The following is a 20,183-nucleotide window of genomic DNA, read 5'->3' as shown; positions in this document are numbered from 1 at the left end:
CGGGGATGGTCCCGCCATGAGGCAGCTCCTGAGGGGTTGAGGGATGTGCTCCCCGCGCACGCGGGGATGGTCCCCCGGTGGACGCCGCCCGTCCGTACGCCTGGACGTGCTCCCCGCGCACGCGGGGATGGTCCTCGCCACGTCGCCCCGGTGGATGTCGAACCGGTGTGCTCCCCGCGCACGCGGGGATGGTCCCCCCTTGGATCAGTAGACAGCGGCCCTGACTATCGTGCTCCCCGCGCACGCGGGGATGGTCCCACCCGCAAGACGCTCGACAAGCGTGACGCTCAGTGCTCCCCGCGCACGCGGGGATGGTCCCCAGGTGGGGTGCAGGTCGAACTTGACCCAGCCGTGCTCCCCGCGCACGCGGGGATGGTCCCTGGAGGGCGATGGCCTGCATGGCGACCGCCTAGTGCTCCCCGCGCACGCGGGGATGGTCCCAGGATCCAGATGCCAAGGCCGTGCCCTTCGTCGTGCTCCCCGCGCACGCGGGGATGGTCCCTGGCTGTCCGACACGCTTCGTCCTCTCAGGGAGTGCTCCCCGCGCACGCGGGGATGGTCCCTCGGCCAAGGCGTCACGTGGGAGGCTCGGCGGGTGCTCCCCGCGCACGCGGGGATGGTCCCGATCGCCGAAGTCACCAAGCACGTGGACTTGGGTGCTCCCCGCGCACGCGGGGATGGTCCCGAGCGAGACGACCCGAAGAAGTACCACCCAACGTGCTCCCCGCGCACGCGGGGATGGTCCCCCGGACCGCATGATTGTCGACACCCTTCCACAGTGCTCCCCGCGCACGCGGGGATGGTCCCGTCGAGGACATCACCGCCCTGGCCTGGCTGTTGTGCTCCCCGCGCACGCGGGGATGATCCCGTCCGATCCAGCCTGCTGTACCTGCCGACGCCGTGCTCCCCGCGAAGGCGGGGATGGTCCGCCCATCTCGGCCAACGCCCCAAGAACTCGGGAGTGCTCCCCGCGCACGCGGGGATGGTCCCCCTGCCGAAGCGCCCCACCGTCCCCGTTTGTAAGCGGTCATGAAGAATTCCTGGTCGGCGGCCACATGAGTCCCGGCCGATGGCCATGCGGTTCCTGACTCGCGGCCATCGGAAATCCCGGTAGCTGGCCAAGCAAGCCACTCGATCATGCCCGTGTGCCGCAGTACGGTCTAATACTTGGCCGGATTGAAGAGGGGAACAGCTATGAGCTCCGCCACCTACAGCGAACCTGCTGGATCCGAACCCGAGATCGCGCTGGTCGGCGGTGACGTCACCGAGGGCGTCGTGCGCGTCGACGATACAGTGCGGCGTCCGGTCGGCTTCAACGCTCCTCTCGTCCATGCCTTGCTCCGCCACCTGGAGGTGGTCGGGTTCGCGGGTGCCCCGAGATTCCTCGGTATAGACGCGGCCGGGCGTGAGGTGCTGACGTTCGTCGCCGGTGAGGTCGCCGGACGGCCGAGGCCCGCGTGGATCGCCGACGAGGAGCGGTTGGCTTCGGTCGGCCGCCTCGTCCGGGCCTACGACGACGCGGCCGCCGGTTTCGTCCTCCCCGAAGGGGTCCGGCCCTTCTCGGGACTCGGCGAACTCACCGAGCCGCCGGGCATGCCGCCCGCACCGCCCTATCCGGCCGAACTGGTCGGGCACATGGACTTCACGCCGGACAACATCGTGTTCCGCGACGGCGAGGCAGTCGCGCTCATCGACTTCGACATGGCCAAGCCTGTCTCCAGAGTCGACGAGGTGTGCAACGCGATGCTCTCCTGGGCTCCGCTGGGTGATCCCGTCGACGCAGATCCGCTGCTACGGGACGTCGATGCGCCGCGCCGCTGCCGCATCCTCGCTGACGCCTACGGGATGTCGGATACGGATCGTTCCCGGCTCGTTGAGGTGGCCGTGATGCGGTCAAGGCGGGCGTGGTTCTCGATGAAGCAGATCGCCGAGGAGCAAGGCGGGGGCTGGGCGCGGATGTGGCAGGAGGGCGCCGGCGATGAGATCAAGCGACAGGAGGCGTGGTTGGAGCGAAACGGCGCGGCGATCGAAACGGCGTTGACCGCCCCCTAGGTTCCTTCGCGGCGGGAGCAACGACGATCCCACCGGCATCGGACAAGCGGCTCCGAAAGCGCGGCGATATCGCGCCCGCCCGAAGGGCTCGCCCCGGGAACCGACCCACTTTTCGCTGCCAGGGAGCTACTTGGCCACCCAGTGGGAGTTTTGACGGCCGCCAACCTGGATCAGGTTGGCCGCCCACCAGGAAAATCTCGTGTCCGTTCACATGCCCCGCCACCGGCCTGGCCCGCCTGCTCTACGGTCAGGCCCGCGCGCTGCTCGACGAGCACACCGCGCTCGGAGGCCTCGGCACCGGAGTTCCGCCACTCGGCGTTGACCCCCTGGGCGAAGCCGGCGCTTGCCTGCTGATGCTGATGGCTGAATCCCGGCACAAGAAACCGGAGAAGCTCCGGCGCTACTTCAAGCCCTCATCGGCAGCCATCGCCGAGATCACTAGCCTGCTCGCCCCCCGGACCACCAGCTGACCTCCCCGGCTCGCTCAACCAAGATCGCGATTGCGGGTTTTGGGCTTACCTTGGTTGCACCCCCCGGCCGGGCAGCGACGCCGCCCCGGTGATACATCGAGCTGGCGACCTGCTGACGCAGTCTTTTCGTCGCCTGTGCCAAATGAGCATTTCGCCCGATTTGTGGCATTCGTACAGTGGCAGGAGAGGTCCTTTCTGAGGGGAGGCCCCCATGCACGGCACCTCGCACCTTCTGCGGGCTGCAACCGCCACAGGCGCCACCGTCGCAATGAGCCTGACGGCCACCAACTCATCGGCGCAGCCGGCGTCCGCGACGACTCCCATAGTCACGAAGCAGACGCGAGCTCAAGAGTGCCAAGACCTCGACATGGTCTACCGGCCCAGGAACTTCTATCCCACCACACTCGCTGGGCAAAGGCGCTTCAGACTGCAGAAGTTCCGCATCCAGGACGCGATCCTGTGTCTCGTCAACGCTGAACGAAGCAGCCAGGGTCTTCCAGCGCTGCGGCTCACGCCGGGCGCACTCGGTCAGGCCGCGAGCGGCCACGCCGCGGACTCGGTCGCCTTGCGGTGGTGGGGGCGGGTCACTCCCGGCAAGAACTGCGTCCCCGCGACGTGGGATTCGTCGAAGTGCGACCCGCACATCAACCCGCAGACCCGCTCGACCCCGCAAAGCCGCGCGCAGGCCGAAGGCTACGGGGCCGGCTGCAGGCAGTGGTGGATCGGCGAGAATGCCTACGTGGGGTGGGGGCGTAGCCAGGTCACGCCCCGGGCGGCCTTCAAAGCCTGGAAGGAAAGCCGTGGCCACTGGCTGAACATGGTCAAGCCAGAGCACAAGGAGATGCGCGTCGCCGTGGCATCCGGGAGCGCCGACCCTGATGCCGGGTCGACCCGGCCGGCCCTCACGTACGTACAGATGTTCGGAGGCTGCGAGCAGTGACGCAGCTCGTGCTCTCCGCGCACGCGGGGATGGTCCCTTGTGCACCTGCCCGAGGACCGGCACGAGGGAGTGCTCCCCGCGCACGCGGGGACGGTCTTGTCGGCTGCTCCCGGCCAGCCCCCGGGATGCGCTCTCTGCGAACGCTGGATGGCCTTGTTTTAAGCCGCTCTGGGTCAGCGCAGTGATCGCATGCTCCCTGGGCACGCGACGAGTCCGTTTGGGCAATCCAGAGTTGACTGCTTGCGAGCGCAGCAACAGCCCGAACAGATTGGCTGTGCCAAATACGTGCGCAACCTCGCCCCGCGTACTCCTGCCCCACCCCTCCGAGCTGGGAAAACATCAGGGATGCTCGCCTGACTCCTAAAGCGGTGCCGCAGGTTCGAATCCTGCCAGGGGCACTCTTCTCCACTAGGCAAAACAGGCCCCTGACCAGGCGAAACATCGGCCAGGAACTTCATCGTCTGTACGGCGGTGTACGGCTGGCGTCGATCGTTTGCGGATGATCCTTCCCAATGCCTTCCCACGGGATGCCTCGTCGGAGTCGCGGAGTCTCGTCGAGAAGCCAGGCAGCTACGCTTGCGCATCATCACGACTCTGGCGCGGCAGGCGCCGACCATGCACGATCGGCACGCGGGACAATCCCAGCGTGTGCGGGGGTGTTCCCCTTCCAGCCGCGGCGCCCTGGGCGTCGACCCCGTCTACGCGCCGGGGGCCTCGGCCGTGCTGTTCTCGTTCGACCCGGACGACGGCGCCGTGCGCACGTACCAGCTTCCGCTGACAGCGCCCAAGGCCGTCACGGCCCTCGCTGCGGTGGACGGCGAACTCTGGGGTCTGGCGGGAGGTTCGCTGTTCACGCTCGACCCGGCGCAGCCCGAGACGATCACGGCGAAACGGCTGTTCCCCGACCCTGACTACGCCGCCAAGCCCAGCCTGGCCTGGCGTGACGGGGTGCTGCTGACCGTGGCCCAGGATCCGGACCACGTGTACGGCACGAGCGGCGACCAGATCTTCAAGATCGAAAAATCGACCAAAGCGCTGACCGTGCTGCTGACGGTCCCGGAGATGGAAGGGCTGACGGCCGACGGCTTCGGCAACCTCTACTACAAGTACAACGAACGGCTGTTCAGGCTCGCCGTCCCCCGGCTGTGACCGGGTTTCGGTCCAAGCCGATATAGGAATCTGGGGCAAAAGCGTCGGCCGATGGTGAGGACGGCCAACCAGTGGTGGTGTCGTCTGCCGCGGTCAGCCGCCGGCGCGTCATGACCGGCCGGCGCTGGTGGCCCGCCCCCGGGGCGGGCTCTGGCAGGTCCTGAGTATGGCGGGCGGCGGCTCAGCCACCTCCGTGGCGAGCGGTGTCATCGGCTTGTCGGTCGCTGAGGCTGTTGATTCTCGCGCGGAGCGCGTCCGCGTCGCCGGGGGCCAGTTCGGCGATGAGGTCGAGGGCGCGCCGCAGAGTGTCGCTGCCCTCGCGCAACCGGCCCGCGGCAAGTTGGGCCTCGCCCAGCCGCCGCAGGGTCCGGGCGCCGAGCGCGCGTTTCCCGCCCCGGCGCCAGGCCAGTGACCGTTGGTAGTAGGCGATCGCCTCCTCGTACTGACCGAGCAGGTGATGGATGTGGCCCATGCTGTCGAGCGTGGCCGACTCGCCAGGCATGTCGTCCAGTTCGCGGTGGATGGCCAGCGCCTCCTCACAGCGGCGCAACGCCTCCCCGTACGCCCCGAGCTGCGCATGGAACCAGCCGATGTTGTTCAGGGTCCGGCCTTCGCCCGCCCGGTCGCCGGCCGTCCGGTACAGCCGCAGCGCCTGCTCGCTCAGGGCCAGCCCCTCCGCGTACTGGCCGTGGCGGTCCTTCAACACGCTGAGGTAGATGAGGCAGACCCCCTGCCCGACATGGTCGTCGAGCCCGCCGAACAGGGTGAGTGCCTCCCGCAGATGGGACTCGCTCGCGCCGTCCTGGCCCAGGCGGATGAGGGCCTGGGCGAGCCCGACGCGGGCGTGGGCCTCCGCGGCCGGGTCGTTCAGCCGTGCCGCCGCCTCCAGCGCGATGTGGTGCATGGCCACCTGGTCGTCGGAGCGACCCTCCTGGGACAGGAAGCCCCAACAGGCGCCCGCCAGCTGCCAGGCATGGGCGTCGAACCCGGAGCGCGCGGCATGCCGGATCGCCGTCAGCAGCGTCCGGTGCTCGCGATCGAACCACGCCAGGCTCTGCGCGCGGTCGGTGATGCGGGCCAGGGCCACGCCGGGCCGCGGCGGCGCCAGGGCCAGCGGCACGCGGTGGTACAGGTCCAGGAGCCGGTCTCCGAGGTGTGCACTGTGCAGGTAGTGGTCGAGCAGCCGGTGCAGCGCCTCGCGGCGCTCGGCCTCCGAGTCGTGGAGAAGGGTCAGTTCCTCGGCGTACGCCCGGAGCAGGTCGTGCCAGCCGTAACGCCCCGGGGAGCGCTCCGCCGCCAGGTGGGCCCGCGTCAGCTCGGTCAGCAGGCGGTGGGCCTGCCGTACGGGTATCCCGGCCAGGCTGGCCACCGCGGCGGTGGAGATCTCAGACACCGGTAACAGGCCGCGCAGCCGGAACAGCCGTGCGGCGTCCGCGCTGAGCGCGCGGTAGGACCAGGAGAACACCGTACGCATGTTCGTCGCCGCGTCCCCGCCGTCGAAGACGTCGAGACCGTCGACGCCGTCGAGCCCCGAGATGAGCGTGCCGAGCAGGAAGGCCGGGCGGGCATGGGCCCGGGCGGCCACGATGGCCAGGGCCAGCGGCAGCCCGGCACACCGGGAGACGATGTCGTCGACCGCCTGCGGCTCGGCGCCCACCTTGTCCACGCCGAGCCGGCGCGTCAGGAGTTCACGGGAGTGCGCGGGAGAGAACAGCCCCAGCGACAGCGTACGGGCGCCCTCCGCCGCGACCAGGCCGGTCAGCTCGGCGCGGCTGGTGATCAGGGCCAGGCAGCCGGGCGCGTTGGGCAGCAGCGGCCGGACCTGGTCGGCGTCGGCGGCGTTGTCGAGCAGGATCAGCATGCGCCGCTCCGCCAGCAGGCTGCGGTAGAGCCCGACCTGCGCCTCCAGCGTGGCGGGTATCAGCTGCGACGGCACCTGCAGGGCGTCCAGGAACAGCCGCACCGCCTCGGCCGCCGGCCGGGCGATGTGGGTGGGGCCGAACCCCTGGAGGTTCACGTAGAGCTGACCGTCGGGGAAACGGTCGCGTACCCGGTGCGCCCAGTGCACGGCCAGGGTGGTCTTGCCGACGCCGCCGGTGCCGGTGATGACGCAGGGCGCCATCGCCATCCCCCTCGCCATCGCCATCCCCATCGCCTGCGCCGGAGGCGAGGAGCCGGCGACCGGGAGCGTCAGCCGGTCCAGGGCGGCCAGTTCCTCCTCGCGGGCGGTGAATAGCTCGGTGTCCGGGGGGAGGTGCCGCGGCACCGCGAGGGCGGCCGTACCGGTCGCGGCGGTTGTCGCCCCGGCCGTCTCTTCCCGGCCGGCGAGGATCGCCTGGTGCAGCCGTTGCAGTTCCTCGCCGGGCTCGATACCCAGATCCTCGGCGAAGCGGCGCCTGACGCGGCGGAAGACGGCCAGGGCCTGGGTCCGGCGGTCGCATCGCAGCAATGCCGTCATCAGCAGGACCACCAGCCGTTCCCGCAGCGGGTTCTCACCGACCAGGGCCGCCAGCTCCGCCGCCACCTCCTGATGCCGCCCTTGCCGCAGGTCGAGCGCGGCCCGCTGCTCCAGTGCCGCCAGCCGCTCCTCCTCGAGGCCCGGCACGACGACGTCGGGCAGCCACCGGCCTGAGACGTCCGCCAGGGGCGCGCCCTGCCACAGCGCCAGCCCGCTCCGCAGCAGGCCGACGGCGCGCTCCGGCTCCGTCTCGCCACCGGCCTCGCGGACCAGTTCCCGGAAGCGGTACAGGTCGATGCGCTCGCGCTCCACCGTCAGGCGGTAGCCGCGCGCCGAGGTCACCAGCGCCACCTCGGGGAACGGGGCCAGCAGCCGGCGAAGCCTGGAGATGTGCCCCTGCACGGCGTTGCGGGAGAACTCGGGCGGTTCGGCGCCCCACAACGCGGTCGCCAGTCGCGCCACGGGCACCGGCCGTCCCATTTCGAGCAGCAGCGTCGCCAGCACGGTCCGCTGCTGCGCGACGGACGGGCCCAACCATCGCCCGGCGTCCCACACTCCCACCGGCCCCAACAGACGGAACCCAACGCCGTCCACGGTCACTCGTCCATGCCTCCAGCCACTACATGCCTCGATGAGTGCCCGGTGTGATCATCGCTTGGCAGCCTAACCGCCAACTCAGCCGAAAATCAGCGACATTTCAGTACCAACCATCAGTCTTTTCACAGGCGGCACATAAGGCCGCGGAACCTCACGAGGAGGCACACATGGAGATCAAGGTCAAGAAGGTCGAGTCCGTCAAGGCGACCCAGAACCCCGCCACGTGAGGCGCTGACATCGCCTGACGATTTCTCCCGCGGGGAGGGAGAGAGGACGCCCCTCATCGTACGCGCCCTTACCCCTCCCCGCCGGGACCCAACATGCGTACTGGCTCGGGAGGCACGATGCGTGTGGCGTTGAAGGAATGTGAATGGGAGGCGACCGGGGAGGATCTCCTGGTGGTCTTCGACGCCCGCGAGGCGATCACCCTGAGCGATCCCGACGGGCAGGTGGCCGCGCTCCTGAGCGAGCTGCGCCGCGCCCCGCAGACCGCCGCCGAGCTGAGCGACGCCCTCGGCAGGCAGGGGTTCCATCTCTCCGAGGATGACGTCAGCCGGGGCCTGAGCGGGCTCGACGGCCTGGGCCTGGTCGAGGACGCCGACGGCAGAACCCTCGGAGACCCGGACGAGGACGAACGGCACTTCTCGAACCTCAGCTTCTACGGCACCTACGCCGCCCTGGACCGCCACCGCGCCGGGTTCCTCCGGCCGATGCGCGAGGCCCACGTCCTGGTGCTCGGCGTCGGCGGGGGCGGCTCCTCCCTGGTGCAGTGCCTGGCCGGCCTCGGCGTCGGCGAAATGACGCTGGTCGACCAGGACCGCGTCGAACCCCGTAACTTCGCCCGGCAGTTCCTCTACCGGCATGCGGACATCGGCCTGTCGAAGGCCGAGCGCGCGGCCGCGTGGGTGCGCGAATACGACCCGAGCATCAAGGTGAACGCCGTTGACCGCTGGGTCTCGGCCCCTGAGGACCTCGCGGACCTGGTCCAGGACATCGACCTGATCGCGGGCGGCCTCGACGGCCATCCGCACGCCAATCTCTGGGCGAACGAGGCCGCGGTCCGGGCCGGCGTCCCGTACGTGCTGGGCGGCGCCAACCGTACCCAGCTGATGTACCTCTCCGTGGATCCGGGCCGAACGCCGTGCCTTGCCTGCGACTACGCGGACCGGCCCGCCGAGGACAGCTCGGAGGGAGTCGCCTACCGGATCGTGGAGAACATGAAGCTGAGCAACCCGCTCACCGGGCCGATGGCGATGCAGGTCGGCTCGCTGCTGGCCTTCGAGGCGCAGCGGTACCTCACCGGCTACGAACCGCCCCGCGCGGCCGGGTTCCGCGTCACCCTCGATCTGCGCAAGGGACTGGTGCCCGAGTGGCAGCCCCTGCCCGAGAACCCGGAATGCCGGGTCTGTCTGCTGGCCCCGCCGCGCGAGGGTGAGCGCCGGTGACCACCCCCGGCTCCGCCACGGTCAGGCTCAGGCCGCTCAGCGTCGTTCCCGAGGGCGAGGACGAGGTTCTGGTGGGTGACCCCGCCGCCGGCACCTTCGTGACGATCCCGGCGGTCGGCGGAGTGGTGATCGCCGCCCTGCAGCGGGGAGCGAGCCTCGACGAGGCGGCGGCCGAGGCCGAGGAGTTCGCCGGCCAGCCGGTCAACGTGCCGTCGTTCGTCGAAACCCTCGGGGAACTCGGCTTCCTGGCCGAGGACGCCGGCGACGAAGACCCGGCGGACGGCGCCGCGTCGGAGCCCGTCCGCACCGCCCCCATTCAGGCCCGCCGCTGGATGACCAGCATCCGCCCGGAGACGGTACGCCCCTTCTTCGGCCCCGTGGCCTGGACCTTCTACACCGCCTGCCTGCTTTACGCACTGGGCGTCTTCGTGCTCCGGCCCGGTCTGATCCCCGACCCGGCCGAGGACGCCTTCGCCTTCGACGACACCGGGCTGAGCGCGCTGGCCTGGCTTCCCTTCGTGTGGTTCGCGGCGGCCAGCCACGAGTGCGGCCACTGGCTCGGCGCGCGGGCTCTCGGCATCCAGACCCGCTTCGGGGTCGACCGCCGCATGTGGATGCTCGTCTTCGAGACAGACCTCACCCAGCTGTGGACGCTCCCGCGCCGCCAGCGGTACGGCCCGCTGCTGGCGGGCCTGGCGGTGGACTCCGTACTGCTCGCCGTGCTGCTCACCGGTCGGCTGCTGATCGACACCGGCCACTGGGCGGCCCCGGACCTGGTCGAGTCGCTGCTGGCCGCATGGGTGTTCATCAAGGTCATGCAGATGCTCTGGCAGAGCCTGGTCTTTCTCCGCACCGATCTCTACGCGGTGCTGGTCAACGCCCTGGGCTGCCGCAACCTGTGGCGCGTGAAGTCACTGATGCTGCGGCGGGCCTTCGGGAGGCTGACGGCGCAGGAAGCCGAGGAACTGGCGGACGCCACCGAAGCCGACCTGCGCACCGGACGCTGGTTCCGCTGGCTGTGGCTGGCGGGATTCCTCGGCGTGGCCGCCTGGTTCTGCCTCCTGCTGCTGCCGGTCTTCGTGGAGGTCCTGCGCTGGACGGCCGACGGCCTGGCCGAGGGCCCCCTGACTGCCGGATTCTGGTACCGGCTGCTCTGCGCGGCCCTGCTGCTCGGCCCCGAGACTCTGGCCCTGGCGCTGGCCGTCAAGGAGTACGCAGGGCGGCTGGCCGCCCGGCGCGCTTGAGCGCTCGGACCCCTTTACCTGGTCGTACGCCCGGCAGTGCAGCCTGCGTGAACCGCTTGATCCACCCGTCGCGCTCCAACCACCCCTGGAAGGTCGCGCACGGGATCCGCGCGCACGACACCTCCAGGACCACCTTGGACCCAATGCGCCAACGCTCGCCGATCAGAGCGCCGTTGACGTCGACGCCAAGGGTCGTGAGGTTCTCTCCGGAGACGCCGTTGGCGAGCGGCCTGTCCAGCTCGGTCTGCCACCCGTCGAGGTCCTCGCGGGCATAGGCGTTGACGGCCTGGTCGGAACTGCCGTGGTGCTTCGCGTCGTAGACGCGGTCGCCCGCGAGACCGACCGCGCCAGTGCCCTTGGGGCCGGGAGCTGTGACGGCGACCGGACCGTCAACGGGCCGTTTGTCGATGCCGGTCGCGCTGAGACCCTTCCATGGTTGCGCTGGGGCTTGCCGATGTTGACGGACAGCAGCTTCATGCAGGAGACAGTACGGCGATCTGTCCCAATGCCGCGACAGCTTAACAGCGCTGGTCAGGCACATGGGGATGATATCCAGCGGAAGCGCCAGTCAAGGGCCTATTGATGTGTTCGGTGAACTACGGCAGTCATCGATCATTGCGGCCAGTCTTCTCAAGACCTTCCCATGACAACCAGGAGCCTCGATCGCAAACTCAAGACGCGCCAGCGCATGCCGGCTACCGGGCGGGGAGGTTTCGATGCTCGGCCCCCAAGGGCAACCACCACCGCCTGGGGCGTGGGTGGCCACGATGACTTACCAGACCTCGTTTCGATGCTCGGCCATCTTGGAGGGCACTACTTTCACTACGACGGCTGATCGGCCGAGATGCCGGCCACCCGGCCCTCAGGACATTCCGCAGTGGATGCGGTCGATGCGGTGGATGCGGTGGATGGCGATTGCTGTGTCAGCGGTGGTCGTCTGTGCAGCAGGAGGGCGGTCAGGGTGCCCGCGACCAGCCCCCAGAACGCTGCGCCGATGCTCAGGATCGTCATCCCCGACGCCGTGACCACGAATGTGACCACCGCGGCCTCCCGGCCCTCCGGTTCGGTCACCGCGCCGGCCAGCGACGAGCCGAGCGCCGGTAGCAGCGCGAGGCCGGCCACCGCGGTGACCAGCACGGGTGGGGACAGCAGTACCAGTGCCATGGCCAGGCCGGCGCCGAGGCCGAGCGTCAACTGCCCGGCGCCGAGGGCGACCGTCGCGATCCATCGGCGGCCGGGGTCGGGGTGGGTGTCCGGGCCGGCGGTCAGCGCTGCGGTGATCGCGGCCAGGTTGACGGCGTGACCGCCGAACGGCGCCGCCGCCGCGCTTGCCAGGCCGGTCGCGACGAGGACCGGGCGCAGGGGCGGCATGTACCCGTATGTCGCCATGACCGCCATACCGGGGACGTTCTGCGCGGCCATGGTGACGAGAAACAGCGGGATGGCGATGCTCACCACTACGGACGGGTTCAGGGTCGGGGTGTTCAGTTCGATCGCGGGCCGCAGCGCCGCGCCGGACAGGCCGGTGCCGGGCCCGTGCACCGCGATGGCGATGACCGCCACGACGAGCGCGCCGGGAACGGCCCACTGCCGCAGGTACCGCTGTAAGACCGCCCAGGTCAGGATGACGGGCACGGCCAGCAGCGGGACGTCGACGACGGCACGGACCGGTGCGGTGCACAGGCTGAGGATGACGCCCGCCAGCATGGCACCGGCGATCGGACGCGGGATGGCGGCGACCGCCCGGGCCGGCCAGGGCGACAGGCCGGCGAGGACGATGAGCCCGGCGCAGACGATGAACGCGCCGACCGCGGCCGGGAAGCCGCCGGGCACGGGACCGGTCGCCACCAGCAGCGCCGCGCCGGGGGTCGACCAGGCGATGCTGATCGGCATGCGGTGGCGCAGCCCGAGGAAGATCGCCGCCGCCCCGATGCCGCAGCAGAGGGCGAGCAGCCCGGACGCGGCCTGCCCCGGCGTCGCCCCGACGGCACGCAGCCCGGCGAGCACGACGGTGAACGAGCTGGCGTAGCCGACCACCGCGCTGACCAGCCCCGCCATGACGGCCTGCACCCGCATGTCCACCCCTCGGTGTCGCCAGACTCCCCATCGTTCCGTTTACGGAACGAACCATAACCAGGTGGCCACCGCGGGACAAGTCCGGCGGCGGAATGCAAGGATTGCCGGGTGGACGGCCGTGAGACGGATATCGGGAGCCGGCTGCGGCGATTGCGGGAGGCCCGCGGCATCTCCCTGTCGGCGCTGGCCCGCAACGCCGGCATCGGCAAGGCCACCCTGTCCGGCCTGGAACTGGGCACCCGCAACCCGACGTTGGAGACGCTCTACGCGGTGGCGGGAGCCTTGGGCGTGCCGTTGACGGCCCTGGTTCTGGAGCCCGGCGCACCGCCCGCAGAGGCCGTCCACGTGCCCGGCGCCGCCGTGACGGCCACGCTGCTGGAGGTCTTCGAGGAGCCGACCGCGACGTTCGAGTTGCTGCGCATGCGCGTCCGCCCCGGCATCGTGCAACACTCGCCGCCCCACGCCCCCGGCGTGACCGAACACATCACGGTCTACGCGGGCGTGCTGCGCGCCGGCCCGGCCGACGCGCCCCTGCTGGCCGCGCCGGGCGAGCACATCTCCTGGCAGGCCGACGTCCCGCACATCTACAGCACTGTCGGCCCGGACGAAGCACTGGCCACCCTGCTGATCCGCTCCCCCCGGCAGGCCTGAGTCACCGAATCCACGCCGCGCGGCGGCCACCAAGGGTGAGCATCAAGACGTCAAGGCGGGCGTCGTCGGGGGGCTATCGGGCGTGAGCGAGTGGGCTCGCCGGGCGGCTTTGCGCGGGTCCAGCCACGAGGGAGGCTTGAAGATCGTGCCATCGGTCCAGGAGGCCGCTCGGGTCACTGCCGGGTAACGAGCCGCGCTACGGGAGTCGATCGCGCTGGTCAGCTCCTCCCGGACGGCGTATTCCCGCAGAAGGCGTCGGACGGTACCACTCTCGGCGGTGATGTGCTGTGTCCAGGAGCACGGACCGGCAGGTAACTGGGCATAGAGCGACGCCGGGCCGGGAGCGATGCTCAAGGGGAACCGGGATGGCGTTCCCGCAACCATGAAGTGGAATCCAGGCGATGGTCGAGCCGGTGGTGGAGTTCCGCCTGCTGGGCGCGGTCGAGGCGGCGGTCGGCGGGCGGCTCGTGGAGCTCGGCCACGCCAGGCAGCGATGCGTGCTGGCGGTGCTGCTGATCGAGGCCAATCGCACCGTGTCGGCCGACCAGATCCTGGACCGGGTATGGGGCGACCTGCCGCCGCAACGCGCCCGCTCGGCCGTCCATGGTTACCTGTGCAGGCTGCGCCGGGCCCTGACCGCCGTGGACGCCGTCGGCCTCGTCCGGCGCCCCGGCGGATACGTCCTCACGGTCGACCCGATGGCCGTGGACCTGCTCCGGTTCCGCCGGTTGATCGCCGAGGCCCGCGCGGCGGAGGAGCACGGGACCGCCCTGGCCCTGTTCGACCGGGCCCTGGGGTTGTGGCGCGGAGAACCGCTGGCGGGACTCGACTCACCGTGGCTGAACGGCCTCCGCCATGGCCTCGCCATGGAGCACCTGGTCGCCGAGCTGGACCGTAACGATCTCGCCCTCGCCCGCGGCAGGCACGCGGGGCTGCTGACCGAGCTGACCGCCCGCGCGGCGGCACACCCCCTGGACGAACGCGTGGCCGCTCAGCTCATGCTCGTCCTCTACCGCTGCGGCAGGCAGGGTGACGCCCTCGACTTCTACGACCGGCTGCGGCGGCAACTCGCCGAGGAGCTGGGCGCGTCCCCTGCCCAGGAGCTGCGGGAGTTGCACCTGCGGATCCTGACCACCGATCCGGCCCTGGCGGCGCCCGCTCCCGCGGCGGTCGGGAAGTCCGCGCAACCGGTTGCTCCGCACCGGCTGCCCGCACCACCTCGATCGTTCACCGGCCGCGCCCGTCAGCTCGCCGCGCTCAGCGAGGCCATGCGCGACCCGGGCGGCACCGTGGTGATCAGCGGTGTCGGCGGTCTCGGCAAGACCTGGCTGGCCCTGCGGTGGGCCCACGAGAACACGGAACGGTTCCCCGACGGGCAGCTGTACGTCAACCTTCAGGGGTTCGACCCGGCCGCCGATCCGGTCCACCCGGCGGTCGCGGTGCGCTCCTTCCTCGACGCGCTCGGCGTGCCGCCCGCCGCCATCCCGCCGGATCCCGAGGCGCAGGCCGCGATGTACCGAAGCCTGACCGCCGGCCGACGCATGCTGATCGTGCTGGACAACGCCCGCGACACCAACCACGTGACGCCGCTGCTGCCCGCCACCCCCACCGGCGCCGTCCTCGTCACCAGCCGCCGAACGCTGACCGGCCTGATCACCGCCCACGGTGCCCGGCCCCTGGTCCTGGACGTCCTGACCGACGCCGAGTCGCGCCAGTTGCTCACCAGCGAGTTCGGCGTCCGCCGGACGGAGGCCGAACCCCAGGCCGTCACCGCCCTGATCCGCCACTGCGGGGGCCTGCCGCTGGCGCTCGGCATCATCGCCGCCCGCGCCGCCGTACACCCCGAATTCCCCCTCGACGTGCTCGCCGGAGAACTGCGGCAGGCCACCACCCGGCTGGACGCCCTTGACGGCGGCGAGCTGGCCGTCAACCTGCGCGCGGTCCTGTCCTGTTCCCGTCGGGCCCTGACCCCCGACGCGGCGCACGCCTTCGCCCTCCTGGGCCGTACGACGGGACCGGAGATCAGCCTCGCCGCCGCGGCCAGCCTCACCGCCCTGCCCGTCGCCAGGACCCGTACCCTCCTGCGCGAGCTCGCCGACGCGCATCTGATGGACGAGCCGGTCCCGGACCGCTACCGGATGCATGACCTGGTCCTGCTCTACGCCGCCGAACTGTCCGCCGGCCTGGACCCCGGGAGGGCCGCGCTGCGGCGGCTGCTCGACCACTACCTGCACACCGCGCACCGGGCGGACCAGGCGCTCAGCCCGTACCGCGACCCGCTCACGCTGCCCCCGCCGCAGCCCGGGGTCGCCCCCGAGGACGTCACCCACCATCGGGCGGCGCTGGCCTGGTTCAGCGTGGAGTACCCGGCGCTGCGGGCCGCCATCGACGACGCCGGAGCCGAGTTCGACATGTACGTCTGCCGGCTGGCGTGGGCGCTCATGACCTTCTGCGACCGCCGGGGGCTCTGGCACGACCACGCCGCCACGCAACGCGCCGCCCTGGACGCCGCCCGGCGGCTGGCCGACCGTCCCGCACAGGCTCACGCCCACTGCGGCCTCGCACGCGCGTACATCTCCCTGCGCCGGTACGACGACGCGAGCGCCCACCTCCAGCAGGCCCTGGAACTCTTCCGCGAGCTCCGGGACCAGACCGGGCAGGCCCAGGCCCACCGCTGCGTGGCCCGGTTGTTCGCTCAACAAGGCGACCACGGCCAGGCGCTGCCGCATGACGAGCAGGCCTACGAACTGTTCCTCGCCGCGAAGAACCGGCGCGGGCAGGCCGCCGGGCTCAACGCCATCGGCTGGCATCGCGCCCATCTGGGCGAGGCTCAGCAGGCTCTCGTCCATTGCCGCCAGGCCCTGGCCCTCTACGAGGAGATCGCCGACCGTCAGGGGCAGGCGACGACCTGGGACAGCCTCGGCTACATCCACCGCCGCCTCGGCCACCTCGTCCGGGCCGTCACGTGCTACGAGCGGGCGCTGGGGCTGTTCCGCGAGCTCGGGGCCAGGACCTTCGAAGGCGGGGCGCTCCACTCGCTCGGTGACGCCCATCATGACGCCGGGGATCTCGATGCCGCCCGCCGCGCGTGGCAGGACGCGTTCGGCATCCTCGACCAGCTCGGACACCAGCACGCCGAGGTGGTCCGCGCCAAGCTCCGGCAGCTCGGCCCGCCCGCCGCCATGCCGGAGCCCTCGCGGCCGGCGGGCACCGCGAGGGCGGGCGGAATCAGGTGATCACAGAGGTCATGGCGCCAGCCATACGGAGATGCCGAGCGCCTCGTCGTAGTAGTCCGCGGCGCTGAACACCTCGCCGTTGTCGCAGTTGCCCACGTGCGAGCCGTAGGCCGTGTCGCTGTAGGACCAGCCGCCACCGCTGTCACCAGGGATGCCGACGTCGTTGTCGGTTCCCACCAGCCGCTGGGTCGCATAAGGGAACGGGGCGAACGTGCAGGTCACCGAGACGCTGTCGACGTCGGGGGTGCAGTGCCGGACGTTGGAGGAGCGGCCGTACTGGCAGACGGACTCGCCGACGGAGATGTTGGAGACCGCCTCGACCGACGTGGCGGCCCGAACGTCGGTGCTGCTGGCGTAGAAGACCCCCGCCAGGATGGTGGGGCCGAAGTGGTACTCGATGTCACCCCAGGCCCGGCGGTGCTGGACCTGGGGCGTGGTCGGATACGACTGCCCGGCGGCGGTCCAGTCGATCTCGTTGATGTAGTCGCAGTGGCCCGCGGTGGTGATGCCGGGCAGCAGGCCGCCGTCGGCGAGGATCGGCCAGCCGCTGGTGCACTCTCCGGCGGTGCCGCGCATGCGTTCCCCGCCGAAGCCGTACTCCAGGCTCGTGACAGGCTGGTCACGCACGGCGAGATCGACGTGCGAACGCAGGTTCTGCGGCAGCGCGGCCAGCACGGCGCCCGGCCGCGAGTCGACGCCCGGCTCCCTGGTGACCTGGGCCGGGATCCTTCCTGCCCCGGCGAGGTCGACGGAGGTGGCCACGGACTTGAAGCCGTAGGCCACCAGCGCCTCGTGCACGGCCAGCTGGCGCTCCTCCAGTTCGCTGAACGAGTACGGCTGCCCGTCCTTGACGACGATGTCGATGCCCGCACCGGCCACCAGCCGGTCGACGAACGCATCGGCGGGACCCTTGACGTAGAGCGTCGGCGCCCCGCCGGGCTGGGGGTTGACGGCCGAGCCGATGAAGATCTCCGGCCGCTCGCGCGCGACCTTGCCGGCGAGCTCACCGATGATCTCCGCCGCTCGGTGGTCCGCCTTGGCCTGCGCCAGGGTCCAGCCCTTGGCCTGGGCGACCAGCGTCAGATCTTGCTGCAGCGCTTGCGCCGGCGTCTGGACGGGCGGCGGGTCCGGTAACCCGGCCTCGGCGGCAGCCGAGACAGGCGGTCCGGTCAGCAGCAGCGCCACCGAGACCAGGAGGGCGACCGGCCCGAGAATTCGTTGTTTCACTGACGTACCTCCACTGGGGGATGTGTAGTCGTCAGCTTGCGGGGCCTGCCTTCCGCGATCCTTCGGCAACCCTTGAATCCGCTGGTCACGCGCCTGTGTCCGGCTTTTGCCGGGAGGGCCCTCGTGCGTTGATCGCATTCGGGCGTGTCCGCTGTGGCTCCTCGCACGAGAGCCGAGGAGGCGACCTCGATCGCTTGACCCCGGCTCGGAGCCCTCAGCATGATTTGATCATCGGCGGCGATCATAAGGCTGGTCATGGGAGTTCAGGAAGGCGGCAGGGGCAGGCCGTCCGCGCTGGGGCCATTACTTCTGCTCGTCACCACGGTGTTCGCCGGGCTCGGCATATGCGCCTTTTCCCTGGGCGATGCGGGAGTGCGCCAGGCCGTGGAGACCGCTCAGCCGCAGGCCGTCGGCGTCACGGTCGCCGGGGGTGATCAACGCCGAGAACTTCTCCACGTATGACCGGGTCGTGCGGGAGCAGGCGGCTCAGGCGTTCGGCGGCGTGCCCAGCGAGGTGACCACCTTGCTCCGCTCGGACGGCTACGCGATGCCGGGCCAGTAGAAGGTACGGCTCCGGCCGCCGGAGCGGCTCAGGTTCGACAGTCTCGACGGGTTCCAGCGGCACGCCAGGCTGATCTCGGGCTCCTGGCCGCGGTCGCGTACCGAGCCGGTCGAGGCGGCGATCTCGCAGGCCGCCGCCTCGTTCAGTGGCCTGGCGGCCGGGCAGACGTTCACCACGATCGGCCGCGTCGACGGCGAACCCGTACAGGTGAAGATCACCGGAGTGTTCGTGCCGGACGACCCGCTCGGCACGCGCTGGGCCGGTGACCCGATGTTCGGGCGCGGCGTCGAACGGGACGGCTACACGACCTACGGCCCGCTCATGGTGGATCAGGCCACCTTCCTCGGCCGCTTCGCCACGACGGTCAACGCCACCTGGACCGTCATACCGGACCTGCGCGGCAGGTCGGTCGGGCGGCTGCACGAGGCGGTCGCCCGGCTGGCGGACCTGCAGGAGCGGTTCAAGGCGAACGGGTGCCCCGACTGCACGCCTCTCAGCGCCCTGCCCGGCACGCTGGCGCGGCTGGAGGCCGCCTCGCCGGCGGCCCGCTGGACGGTCCTGGGCCTGGCGGCGGTCCTGGCTCTGGCGCTGCTGCTCGTACCCCGGCCCAGGGGGACGTCGTGGTCGCCGGGCACGGCGGCGGTGGTCGCGGGCTGCGCGGTCGTGGCGCCTTTCGCGGCCCGCCTGCTGTTGTCCCTGGCCGACGCGGTGCCGTGGTGGCCGGCCTCGGGGCTGCGGCCGCCGGCGGCCTTCGACGCGGGGGCGCTCCTGGCGGGGGTCTCGATGGCGGTGCTCGCGACCGTGTTCCTGCTCGTCGAGGTGCCGCGGCCGGGCGTCCGTGCGCTCTCCGTGGTGATCGCCGCCGCGGTGGCCGTGGTCGCGGTCTGCGGCGCCACGACCTGGCGTACGTCGCGGGCGGATCAGGCCGGCGGCGCGGCGCTGGGGCTGGGGCTCTGCTACACCGCCGTCCCCTGGCTCGTACGCGCCTGGCAGGGCGGGATCGTCACGCCGGACGTCGTGCTGGAGCCGCCCTGGTCCGCGATCGTCGCACTGCCGGTGCTGTACTGGGCCCAGTCCAGGCTCATGGCGCGGAAACGTTCGTTGGTGAAGTAGGCGACCAGGACGGAACGGGCCGGTCAGTCGGCCTCGCCGGCGTGTGCGGCGGCGGTTTCGCGGAGCAGGTCGAGGAACGCCGAAAGGGCTGGATGATCTTCGGGTGTCTCCTTGACGACGACGAAGATGGAGCGGGCGGGAGCGGGCCGGGTGACCGGCAGGCAGGCGAACGACGTGGCGGGCAGGGTGCTGAGGGCGAGCCGGGGCACCATCGTCACGCCCAGTCCGGCGGAGACGAAAGCGACCGCGGTGGCGTAGTCGTGGGCTTCCACCACGAAGTTGGGGTTGAAGCCGGCCGCCCCGCAGGCGTCGAGCATGGTCTGCCGGCAGAGGCTGTTCGGCCACTCGTTGTCGATCCATGGTTCGCCGCGCAGCCTGCCCAGCTCGATCTCCTCCTGCCCGGCGAGGGGGTGCCCTGGCGGCAGGATCGCCAGGAAGGGGTCATCGAGCAGGTGGATGGATTGCAGCCCGGCCGGGATGTGAACGGTGTCGTTCAGGACCATGATCTCGGCGTCGGCGGCTTCGCCGGTCAGCCCTTTGCCCAGCCGTAGCTCCAGCCTGATCTCCGGGAAAAGGCGACTGAACGTCGCGATGACGGGCGGAATGAGAACTGCTCCGGCGGTGGCGAAGTAGCGGACGGTCAGTCGGCGGGTCTTGCCTGCGTGCAGATCGGCGAGGGCGGTCTCCGCGCGGGCGATCTGGGTCTGGATCTGCCCGGCGTGGTTGGCCAGGAGCCGTCCGGCCTCGGTGGGGCGGATGCCGCGGCCGTGTCGCTGCATGAGCAGCGTGCCCGTTTCCCGCTGCAGCGCGGCGATGTGCTGGCTGATCGCGGACGGGGTGTAGCCGAGGTTGGTGGCGGCGGCTTGGATCGAGCCGGTCTCCACGACGGCGCGCAGCACGGCCAGGCGGTGAACGTCGAGCATCCGCAGATCATACAGTCCCACTTCATGGTCATTAAGAAAA

At 70.9% G+C, this 20,183-nt stretch carries 15 protein-coding genes and 1 CRISPR repeat array (1 of these 16 running past the window's edge); of the genes, 9 read left to right on the top strand and 6 right to left on the bottom strand.

Going from position 1 to position 20,183, the window contains the following annotated elements; genetic code table 11:
• A CRISPR array of direct repeats spans positions 1 to 990; the repeat unit is 29 nt; unit sequence GTGCTCCCCGCGCACGCGGGGATGGTCCC; it reaches 1,114 nt to the left of the window's first position.
• Positions 991 to 1,194: 204 nt separating this feature from the next.
• The 3 genes from ACIBQ1_RS09090 (at position 1,195) to ACIBQ1_RS09080 (ending at position 4,611) form a co-directional block, all read left to right on the top strand.
• Entirely contained in the window at positions 1,195 to 2,052 is an 858-nt protein-coding gene (locus tag ACIBQ1_RS09090; protein WP_397275824.1) for a phosphotransferase, read from the top strand.
• A 681-nt stretch (positions 2,053 to 2,733) separates the two neighbouring features.
• Positions 2,734 to 3,462: a CAP domain-containing protein gene (locus ACIBQ1_RS09085; RefSeq protein WP_397275822.1), complete on the top strand. Its 729-nt coding sequence runs from the start codon at positions 2,734 to 2,736 to the stop codon at positions 3,460 to 3,462.
• A 576-nt stretch (positions 3,463 to 4,038) separates the two neighbouring features.
• Positions 4,039 to 4,611 carry a hypothetical protein gene (locus ACIBQ1_RS09080; RefSeq protein ID WP_397275821.1) on the top strand — a complete coding sequence of 191 codons (573 nt, stop codon included), beginning with the start codon at positions 4,039 to 4,041 and terminating at the stop codon, positions 4,609 to 4,611.
• A gap of 181 nt (positions 4,612 to 4,792) precedes the next feature.
• Here ACIBQ1_RS09080 and ACIBQ1_RS09075 read toward each other — a convergent pair whose 3' ends face one another.
• Positions 4,793 to 7,630, bottom strand: coding sequence for an AfsR/SARP family transcriptional regulator (locus ACIBQ1_RS09075; RefSeq protein WP_397275819.1), 2,838 nt, complete (start codon positions 7,628 to 7,630; stop codon positions 4,793 to 4,795).
• A 380-nt stretch (positions 7,631 to 8,010) separates the two neighbouring features.
• On the opposite strand from ACIBQ1_RS09075, the gene ACIBQ1_RS09070 reads away from it, so the two are divergent.
• Together ACIBQ1_RS09070 and ACIBQ1_RS09065 are read left to right on the top strand one after the other, a co-directional pair.
• Positions 8,011 to 9,111, top strand: coding sequence for a HesA/MoeB/ThiF family protein (locus tag ACIBQ1_RS09070; protein WP_397275818.1), 1,101 nt, complete (start codon positions 8,011 to 8,013; stop codon positions 9,109 to 9,111).
• Positions 9,108 to 10,355, top strand: coding sequence for a hypothetical protein (locus tag ACIBQ1_RS09065; RefSeq protein ID WP_397275816.1), 1,248 nt, complete (start codon positions 9,108 to 9,110; stop codon positions 10,353 to 10,355). Before ACIBQ1_RS09070 ends, ACIBQ1_RS09065 begins: the two co-directional genes overlap by 4 nt.
• Here the strand turns inward: ACIBQ1_RS09065 and ACIBQ1_RS09060 are convergent.
• Positions 10,315 to 10,896: an MOSC domain-containing protein gene (locus tag ACIBQ1_RS09060; protein WP_397275814.1), complete on the bottom strand. Its 582-nt coding sequence runs from the start codon at positions 10,894 to 10,896 to the stop codon at positions 10,315 to 10,317. The two genes, ACIBQ1_RS09065 and ACIBQ1_RS09060, sit on opposite strands and share 41 nt — an antisense overlap.
• A 281-nt stretch (positions 10,897 to 11,177) precedes the next feature.
• Positions 11,178 to 12,431, bottom strand: coding sequence for a benzoate/H(+) symporter BenE family transporter (locus ACIBQ1_RS09055; RefSeq protein ID WP_397275813.1), 1,254 nt, complete (start codon positions 12,429 to 12,431; stop codon positions 11,178 to 11,180).
• Positions 12,432 to 12,539: 108 nt separating this feature from the next.
• On the opposite strand from ACIBQ1_RS09055, the gene ACIBQ1_RS09050 reads away from it, so the two are divergent.
• Both ACIBQ1_RS09050 and ACIBQ1_RS09045 read left to right on the top strand, forming a co-directional pair.
• The gene (locus tag ACIBQ1_RS09050; RefSeq protein ID WP_397275811.1) at positions 12,540 to 13,082 is read left to right on the top strand and encodes a helix-turn-helix domain-containing protein; all 543 of its coding nucleotides are present in this window, start codon (positions 12,540 to 12,542) and stop codon (positions 13,080 to 13,082) included.
• Positions 13,083 to 13,483: 401 nt separating this feature from the next.
• A complete protein-coding gene (locus tag ACIBQ1_RS09045; RefSeq protein WP_397275809.1) occupies positions 13,484 to 16,318 on the top strand; it encodes a BTAD domain-containing putative transcriptional regulator in 2,835 nt (944 codons plus the stop codon).
• A gap of 9 nt (positions 16,319 to 16,327) precedes the next feature.
• Here the strand turns inward: ACIBQ1_RS09045 and ACIBQ1_RS09040 are convergent, their stop codons facing one another.
• Positions 16,328 to 17,545 (bottom strand): hypothetical protein, encoded by a 1,218-nt coding sequence (locus ACIBQ1_RS09040; RefSeq protein ID WP_397275807.1) that lies wholly within the window; start codon positions 17,543 to 17,545, stop codon positions 16,328 to 16,330.
• A 430-nt stretch (positions 17,546 to 17,975) separates the two neighbouring features.
• On the opposite strand from ACIBQ1_RS09040, the gene ACIBQ1_RS09035 reads away from it, so the two are divergent.
• Positions 17,976 to 18,107 carry a hypothetical protein gene (locus tag ACIBQ1_RS09035; RefSeq protein WP_397275805.1) on the top strand — a complete coding sequence of 44 codons (132 nt, stop codon included), beginning with the start codon at positions 17,976 to 17,978 and terminating at the stop codon, positions 18,105 to 18,107.
• Here the strand turns inward: ACIBQ1_RS09035 and ACIBQ1_RS09030 are convergent.
• Positions 18,086 to 18,325, bottom strand: a complete 240-nt coding sequence (locus tag ACIBQ1_RS09030) for a hypothetical protein (protein WP_397275804.1) — start codon at positions 18,323 to 18,325, stop codon at positions 18,086 to 18,088. The genes ACIBQ1_RS09035 and ACIBQ1_RS09030 overlap by 22 nt on opposite strands.
• On the opposite strand from ACIBQ1_RS09030, the gene ACIBQ1_RS09025 reads away from it, so the two are divergent.
• Positions 18,315 to 19,220, top strand: a complete 906-nt coding sequence (locus tag ACIBQ1_RS09025) for a hypothetical protein (RefSeq protein ID WP_397275802.1) — start codon at positions 18,315 to 18,317, stop codon at positions 19,218 to 19,220. The genes ACIBQ1_RS09030 and ACIBQ1_RS09025 overlap by 11 nt on opposite strands.
• 23 nt (positions 19,221 to 19,243) lie before the next feature.
• Here the strand turns inward: ACIBQ1_RS09025 and ACIBQ1_RS09020 are convergent, their stop codons facing one another.
• On the bottom strand, positions 19,244 to 20,143 hold the full coding sequence (locus ACIBQ1_RS09020; RefSeq protein ID WP_397275800.1) for a LysR family transcriptional regulator: 900 nt from the start codon (positions 20,141 to 20,143) through the stop codon (positions 19,244 to 19,246).
• Positions 20,144 to 20,183: the final 40 nt, after the last annotated feature.

Origin of the sequence: Nonomuraea sp. NPDC050153 (genome assembly GCF_044460125.1) — a bacterium.
Classification (GTDB): Bacteria; Actinomycetota; Actinomycetes; order Streptosporangiales; family Streptosporangiaceae; genus Nonomuraea.
Note: the sequence above shows the minus strand (reverse complement) of the source record. Positions and strands in the feature narration are given on the sequence as shown.